7 protein-coding genes are annotated in these 7,764 nt (G+C 37.3%); 4 read left to right on the top strand and 3 right to left on the bottom strand.

The window, feature by feature from the left end:
- Positions 1–289 precede the first annotated feature (289 nt).
- The 4 genes from CD138_RS14860 (at position 290) to hfq (ending at position 2,901) form a co-directional block, all read left to right on the top strand.
- Positions 290–511: a transposase gene (locus CD138_RS14860; RefSeq protein ID WP_019167780.1), complete on the top strand. Its 222-nt coding sequence runs from the start codon at positions 290–292 to the stop codon at positions 509–511.
- A 295-nt stretch (positions 512–806) separates the two neighbouring features.
- Entirely contained in the window at positions 807–1,736 is a 930-nt protein-coding gene (locus CD138_RS10630) for an alpha/beta hydrolase (RefSeq protein ID WP_026066800.1), read from the top strand.
- Between the two features lie 9 nt (positions 1,737–1,745).
- Positions 1,746–2,702, top strand: a complete 957-nt coding sequence (miaA, locus tag CD138_RS10625) for a tRNA (adenosine(37)-N6)-dimethylallyltransferase MiaA (RefSeq protein ID WP_019167781.1) — start codon at positions 1,746–1,748, stop codon at positions 2,700–2,702.
- Positions 2,695–2,901, top strand: a complete 207-nt coding sequence (hfq, locus tag CD138_RS10620; protein ID WP_019165427.1) for an RNA chaperone Hfq — start codon at positions 2,695–2,697, stop codon at positions 2,899–2,901. Before miaA ends, hfq begins: the two co-directional genes overlap by 8 nt.
- Before the next feature lie 291 nt (positions 2,902–3,192).
- Here the strand turns inward: hfq and CD138_RS10615 are convergent, their stop codons facing one another.
- The 3 genes from CD138_RS10615 to CD138_RS10605 all read right to left on the bottom strand — a co-directional run bounded on the left by CD138_RS10615 (position 3,193) and on the right by CD138_RS10605 (position 7,601).
- Entirely contained in the window at positions 3,193–4,863 is a 1,671-nt protein-coding gene (locus CD138_RS10615; RefSeq protein ID WP_019167782.1) for a glycerol-3-phosphate dehydrogenase/oxidase, read from the bottom strand.
- A gap of 126 nt (positions 4,864–4,989) precedes the next feature.
- Positions 4,990–6,492, bottom strand: coding sequence for a glycerol kinase GlpK (gene glpK, locus CD138_RS10610; protein ID WP_019167783.1), 1,503 nt, complete (start codon positions 6,490–6,492; stop codon positions 4,990–4,992).
- A 293-nt stretch (positions 6,493–6,785) separates the two neighbouring features.
- A complete protein-coding gene (locus tag CD138_RS10605; protein WP_019167784.1) occupies positions 6,786–7,601 on the bottom strand; it encodes an MIP/aquaporin family protein in 816 nt (271 codons plus the stop codon).
- Positions 7,602–7,764 lie beyond the last annotated feature (163 nt).

The following is a 7,764-nucleotide window of genomic DNA, read 5'->3' as shown; positions in this document are numbered from 1 at the left end:
CATCTAAACTTTTCATTTATTTACCTCTTTTTCTTTTATATATATAAAATACTAACGGTGTGAATGCCGATAATAAACAAAATATGGATGTAAATATTATAATTGTATATGTCATTTTCTTTCCCCTTCATTTTATCCTTATAAATTCATTTTACACTAACATTTTTATAAGAAACTACTTTTTTACATATAAGGAATGGGACATAATCCCCCCTCGTTCGCTAAAAAAATAAAGCACTTCCCGTATAATTATTAATAACCACAAAAATAATAGACAAGGGTGCTTTATATGTACAAAAATTATAACTTGTTTCAACTTACACTTCCAATAGAAATTGAAATGTCTTTTCCAGAAAATGATGTCGCGTTCGTTATCAACAAGTTGGTAGAATCTATTCCCCAAGAAGCTTTTAATTCATATTATAGCCAAATAGGTCCTTCATCATCCCCCCAAAAAATGATGTTGAAAATTATACTGTATAGTTATGCCAATTCTGTTTTTTCAGGATGAAGAATCAAACACCTCTTAATAGATAGTTGCCGAATGATGTAGCTTGCGCAAGGTCAAACGCCAACTTATAGAACAATCAATCGCTTTAGAGTGAACCCTCATATGATGTAATTGTATATAGTACTTTTATTAGCACGCATACTCAAAATTCATTCCAATTTTTACAATCTTCTATTAAATTGTATATCATTATTTTATATATGAAGTTATGTATTACAGGTGTGTTTTCATGTGTTTCAAACGTGTAGATATGGTAAAGTTGAGATAACTGATTTGAACTTGAGAGGTGAATAAAATGGTAAAATCAGAAACCATGAAAATTGCAGTGACTGATGGAACGATGATTGAAGCAAGAGTCGATCGGGCCGATTATGAAGCGGTCGGTATTGTGCATATATTCCACGGTATGGCAGAGCATATGGATCGGTATGTGACTTTAGTTGAGAAGTTAAATCAACAAGGCTATCACGTCATTCGCCACAATCATCGCGGTCACGGCTGTGATGTCGATGGTGTTCGCGGACATTTTGATTCAATGACACAAGTCGTTCAAGATGCTTTTGAAATTCAAAGTACACTAAAGGCTCAATTTGATTCTCATTTGCCTCTAATCTTACTTGGGCATTCGATGGGGTCAATTATTGCGCGTCAGTTTGTGCAAACATTCCCGCATGCCGTACAAGGTCTTGTTTTGAGTGGCACAGGCTACTTTCCGACATGGTATTATATGGCCAACTTACCTTTACTCAAAATCATTACACTCATATGCGGTAAGAAGCGTCGAATGAAATGGTTGAATCATATGACAACTGGGCGCTTTAATAAAAATTTCAAACCGATACGTACAACGAGTGATTGGCTCAGTTCTGATAAAACAGAAGTCGATCAATTTATTCAAGACCCGTATACTGGTTTTCTCGTATCTAATCAACTTATTTACAGTGTGCTTCAAACGATGAAGCGGACATCAAGTCTTAAAAATATCGCTAAAATGAATCTCGATTTACCGATTTTACTCATTTCAGGTAAAGACGATCCATTCGGTGGAAATGGCAAAGGGATTCGACGTTTTGGCAAAATTTTAAAAAGAGGCGGCATTCATCATATTACTGTTCAACTCTACAAAAATAAAAGACATGAAGTTTTATTTGAAAAAGATAAAGAAACCGTGTGGCGACATATGTTAGACTGGATGAGTCGGCAAATTATTAAAAAGCAAAAGTAGGTGAACGGGGTGTCACAGAATAAACCCTTTATCATAGCCATTGTAGGTCCTACCGCAAGTGGCAAAACGGAACTCGGTGTCGCACTCGCTAAAGCAATCGATGGTGAAGTGATTAGCGGCGATTCAATGCAAGTATATCAAGGCATGGATATCGGAACGGCTAAAGTAAGTACAGATGAAATGGAGGGTATCCCCCACCATCTCATCGATATTTTGAAACCAGATGAAACTTATTCGGCATATGATTTCCAACAACAAGCGCAACATTTAATCACGGACATTACATCCCGTGGCAAAGTACCCATCATTGTCGGTGGCACAGGGCTGTATATTCAGTCCGTGATTTACGATTATCAGTTCGATGACGAAACCATTTCTCCTGAAACTGAAAAACGGGTTGCTGAACAAATGGCAAAATTGAAATCTTACTCGAATGAAGCGTTACATGACTATTTGGGCACTTTTGATCCTGTTTCACAGCGCGAAATTCACCCTAATAATCGAAAAAGAGTGGAACGTGCCATTTCCTATTACTTAAGTACAAAAAAAGTTTTAAGTAATCGCAAGAAAAGTACCCAATTGACTGAAAATTATGATACATTATTAGTAGGGATAAAAATGTCGCGTGACACCTTATATTCAAGAATAAATAGTCGCGTAGACATGATGTTGTCTCATGGTTTATTGGATGAAGTGCAAGAACTTATTGAATTAGGTTATGAATCGTGTCAAAGTATGCAAGCGATCGGTTATAAAGAAATCATACCGGTAATTAAAAATGAAATGCCATTAAATGAGGCTGTGACTTTATTGAAACAGCATTCACGTAATTACGCAAAAAGACAAATGACTTGGTTTACAAATAAACTTAATGTTCATTGGTTAGATAGAGAGAAGATGTCACTTACTTCAATGTTATCTGAGCTTAAACCCCTAATAAATAAAAGGAGAAATGAACATGATTGAGAAACGTAACATTCAAGATGAGTACCTAGAAAAATTTAAAAGTGAGGGTAAAGAACTGACGGTATTTTTAACGAATGGTTTCCAATTACGCGGTACAATTGTTGATTTTGACCAATATGTAATTGATATACTCTCTCAGGGTCGTCATCATTTAATTTACAAACATGCGATTAGTACATTTTTAGAAGGTACGAACTAATCAGATGTTAATCGAAGTCACGCAAGCTTAAAGCACGATGTAGGGTTGATGTGAGGGCATCATTTTACATATGATTAATGCATTAAGCACTAATAAGGGAGCGGTTTACAAGCTTGCGCGACTTCAATTCTTCATTCATTTCTTCACTCTTATAGGGAAGTCATTACTATTTTAGAGTATTCATATAGGGAAACGGTTGATGTATGGCACATCGACCGTTTCTTTTTATTTTTGGACAAAAAAACGGACTGAGAAACTTAATGTCCCAGTCCCGTTCCTGTTTTTATTCAATTATTTTTCAGCTGGTTGATGTTGACCATGTCTTGCTTCTTGAATTGCTTCTTCTAATTCTTGTTTATAGACTGCTTTCACGTTGGCATCATAACCAAGTAAGTCAGCTAATACGTCTACAACAGTGTCTTTATGACGAAGTACTGTATCGATATCGAAGTATAACGCACCAGTACGACGAACTAAGAAGTCAGTCGGTTTAACGACTAATTCATTTTGAACACCATAGACTAATTCAACATAAAGTTCTAATGGTAGACCTGTACTTTGATGTTGTGCTGCTTGTGCAATGGCAAACAAGTCATCCACGTTTGAACCATATTTAGTTGCAAGACGACGTGCTAAGTCTGTATCTAAGTTCATTGCTTTTGCTGCTGCAACTTTATCTTCAACAAATTGTTCGAAGTTTGCACTACCGCCTACATCACCACCAGAAATTGGAATGTGTTTCGTGTCAACTTCTTTAAATTTTAATTTGAATTCTTGTTTAAGGCGTTTTTCAACTAAATCTACAATTTCAAGTGCCATGTGACGGTAACCAGTCAATTTACCACCTGCAATAGTTAACAAGCCAGATTTACCTTCCCAGATTTCATCTTTACGTGAAATTTCTGATGGGTCTTTGCCTTCTTCATAAATCAGTGGACGTACACCAGCCCATGTTGATTCGATATCTTCATCTGTAATATGAACTGTTGGGAACATATAGTTAATCGCGTCCACTAAGTAATCACGGTCTTCTTGGTTTACTAATGGTTTTGATTTATCGTTGTTATAGAATGTATCTGTTGTTCCGACATATGCTTTGCCTTCACGTGGAATCGCAAAGATCATACGACCGTCTTTTTCTGTATCAAAGTACACAGCTTGACGTAATGGGAATTTAGATTGGTCGATAACAACGTGTACCCCTTTAGTTAAACGTAATTGTTTATTGTTTTTAGAGTAGTCTGCACTGCGCACTTCATCTACCCAAGGACCTGTAGCGTTAACGACTTTTTTACCTTTAATTTCGAACGTTTCGTTACCAAGGCGATCAACGACAGCAACACCGTTAACTTTTTCTTTGTTGTCGTATAAGAAGTTTGTTACTTTTGCATAGTTCATAATATCTGCGCCTTGTTCAGCCGCTTTTTTCATGACTTCGATTGTTAAACGTGCATCGTCAGTACGATATTCAACGTAGTAACCGCCACCTTTTAAACCATCTTGTTTTACAAGGGGTTCTTTCGCAGACGTTTCTTTTTTGCTTAACATTTTTTTACGTTCTGATTTTTTTACACCTGCTAAACGGTCGTACATGGCTAAACCGATAGAAGTAGAGAATTTTCCGAATGTACCACCTTTATGCATCGGTAATAACATCCATTCTGGTGTCGTAACGTGTGGTCCATTTTCATAAACAATCGCACGTTCTTTACCTGTTTCAGCTACAACGCCAACTTGGAATTGTTTTAGATAACGAAGGCCACCGTGTACTAATTTTGTTGAACGTGAACTTGTTCCTTGTGCAAAGTCTTGCATTTCAACTAACGCAACTTTCATCCCTCTCGCTGTTGCGTCTAAAGCGATACCTGCACCAGTGATGCCGCCCCCGACAACAATCAGGTCATACGCTTCATTTTGCATACGTTTTTTTACTGCATCTCTTTTTAAAGTTGATAATCTCATATACTTTCGCCTCCTAATTTCATAAAAAAGAGAGACTCCGCCTACATACTTTCATCAAGTTGTACGAACAAAGTCTCTCACTATCTCGCGTGAAGTTATTAACTTAACTTAAGTATATCACACGGCTTATTCTTCGTCTAATTTAAAAACTTGTGTTGCTTCGACTGCTTTTTTCCAACCTTTGTATAAACGATTGCTTTCTTTTTGATCCATTTCTGGTTCAAATGCTTTTTCTAATTTCCAATGCTTTTGAATTTCAGATTTATCTTTCCAGAATCCAGTCGCAATACCTGCTAAGTAAGCTGCGCCAAGTGCTGTTGTTTCATTGATTTCTGGACGTTCAACTTCAATGTTTAATAAGTCTGCTTGGAATTGCATTAAGAAGTTGTTTTTCACTGCGCCACCATCTACACGTAAACTGTTCACATCGATGCCTGAATCTTGCGCCATTGCTTCGATAACGTCACGTGTTTGATAACATAATGATTCTAAAGTTGCACGGATAAAATGTTCTTTTTCAGTTCCACGTGTTAAACCGAAAATCGCGCCACGTGCATCTGAATCCCAATATGGTGTACCTAAACCAACAAATGCAGGTACCACATACACACCTTCAGTTGAATCAACGCGTTTTGCATAGTCTTCAGATTGAGGTGCTGAGTTAATCATACGGAGACCATCTCTTAACCATTGAATCGCAGAACCTGATACGAAAATTGAACCTTCAAGCGCGTAGTTGACTTTACCATCGATACCGTAAGCAATTGTTGTTAATAAACCATTACCAGATTTAACCGCTTCTTCACCTGTGTTCATCAACATAAAGCCACCTGTACCATACGTGTTTTTCACATCACCACGTTCGAAACAAGCTTGACCGAATAATGCTGCTTGTTGGTCACCTGCGATACCAGCAATCGGAACGTTTTGACCAAAGAAGTGATAATCAATCGTTTCACAATAAATTTCACTTGATGGTCTTACTTCTGGTAACATCGCTTTTGGTACATCTAATAATTCAAGTAATTCGTCATCCCATTTCAATTCATGGATGTTGTACATTAACGTACGGCTCGCATTAGAATAGTCTGTAACATGCGCACGTCCACCTGATAACTTCCAAACAAGCCAAGTATCGATTGTACCGAATAAAATGTCACCTTTTGCAGCTTTTTCGCGGGCACCGTCTACTTTATCAAGAATCCATTTTACTTTTGTACCTGAGAAATATGGATCAAGTAATAAACCTGTTTTGTCTCTAAATGTTTGTTCGTGACCCTCTTGTTTTAAAGCATCACAAATCGGTTGTGTTTGACGTGATTGCCATACAATTGCGTTATAAATTGGGCGACCTGTTTCTTTGTCCCAAACAACTGTCGTTTCACGTTGGTTTGTAATACCGATCCCTTTAATTTCACTTGCTGATACGTTATTTTCAGTCATTACTGATGCCATTACTGATAGCACTGATGACCAAATTTCATTCGCATCGTGTTCTACCCAACCTGATTTAGGGAAGTATTGTTTGAATTCACGTTGCGCTACACCGACAATTTCCCCTTCCTCATTAAATAAAATCGCTCTTGAGCTTGTTGTACCTTGGTCAATAGATAAGATATAATTTCCCATAATATTGTCTCCTCTCAACTCTTCATCTCTATGTCATTATTAACTTGTTATTTGTCATTCATGTTGTGTTTTCCAGTAAAAAGTTCCCATAAAACGAGTTTTGTAGCCTGTTTAAACATTTGGCTATGCGACGATTAATCAGCGCATTGTATGCTTTACTTAATAATATCTCGTAGCACAAACAATTATTTCACAATGCCACAAGAATGACCAGGTCCCCATCATGTATCGAAAAGCGATAGGAACCTCGTCATTCGAATTCTTTCTATGATATTTTAAATCATTTCATTACATTAAATTTTAGCAATTTCTTCTTGAGGTGATTTTTTGTTCAATGCAACACCTAATAATAAAGTCAGTACTAATGCAATCAATGTTACAACTGTCCATACATCAAAAATGCCTTTAAATGCTAAACGATAAATTACAGTCCCTAGCATACCACCGACCATTGGCCCTAAAATCGGTACAATTGCATAACCCCAACCACTACCACCTTTACCAGTGATTGGTAAAATTGCGTGTGCAATACGTGGACCTAAGTCACGGGCAGGGTTAATCGCATAGCCTGTTGTACCACCTAAACTTAAACCAATGGCTACAATGAGTGCACCTACTATTAAAGGATTTAACCCTTCAGTAAATTTGTTGGCACCAATATACAATAGTCCTGAAGTTAATACCGCTGTTCCAATAATTTCAGAAATGAAGTTAGCCGTATAATTTTTTAAAGCTGGTCCTGTGGCGAAAACACCTAATTTTGTCGCTTCATCTTCAGTTGCACGCCAATGTGGTAAATACATTAACCATGTGAGCATACCCCCAAACACCCCACCGATTAATTGCGCGATCATATAACCTGGTACTTGTGACCAAGGAAAATCACCGTTAATGGCTAACGCTAATGTTACAGCAGGGTTTAAATGTGCGCCAGAAATTTGCCCAACAGCATACACACCTAAAGTAACACCAAGACCCCATCCAACAGTGATGACTATCCAATCGGCACCGCTACCATTTGTTTTTTTCAAAGCGACGTTTGCTACAACACCGCCTCCCATCAGTAAAAGCAATGCTGTTCCGAAAAATTCGGCTAAATAGACGTTCATTCTTTTTTTCCTCCCTTTAAATAGAAAGAGACTCCAACCCGCATGAAAAACAATCAAAAGCGAGCTGAAGTCTCCTAGTCTCTAGCTAAATATCAACTTGAGATAATATTACAATGGCGTGAAAGCGTTGTCAATATTTTAGCGCTTATAAATAAATTTCATC

It is taken from the genome of Staphylococcus intermedius NCTC 11048 (assembly GCF_002902385.1).
Classification (GTDB): Bacteria; Bacillota; Bacilli; order Staphylococcales; family Staphylococcaceae; genus Staphylococcus; species Staphylococcus intermedius.
The sequence above is the reverse complement of the archived record's forward strand: the minus strand, read 5'-3'. Positions and strand labels throughout refer to the sequence as shown.

What these genes read in the sequence shown, in the direction of transcription:
- CD138_RS14860 (WP_019167780.1), top strand. Translation starts at nt 290, where the DNA reads ATGTACAAAAATTATAACTTGTTTCAACTTACACTTCCAATAGAAATT.
- CD138_RS10630 (WP_026066800.1), top strand. Translation starts at nt 807, where the DNA reads ATGGTAAAATCAGAAACCATGAAAATTGCAGTGACTGATGGAACGATG.
- hfq (WP_019165427.1), top strand. Translation starts at nt 2,695, where the DNA reads ATGATTGAGAAACGTAACATTCAAGATGAGTACCTAGAAAAATTTAAA.
- CD138_RS10615 (WP_019167782.1), bottom strand. Translation starts at nt 4,863, where the DNA reads ATGAGATTATCAACTTTAAAAAGAGATGCAGTAAAAAAACGTATGCAA.
- glpK (WP_019167783.1), bottom strand. Translation starts at nt 6,492, where the DNA reads ATGGGAAATTATATCTTATCTATTGACCAAGGTACAACAAGCTCAAGA.
- CD138_RS10605 (WP_019167784.1), bottom strand. Translation starts at nt 7,601, where the DNA reads ATGAACGTCTATTTAGCCGAATTTTTCGGAACAGCATTGCTTTTACTG.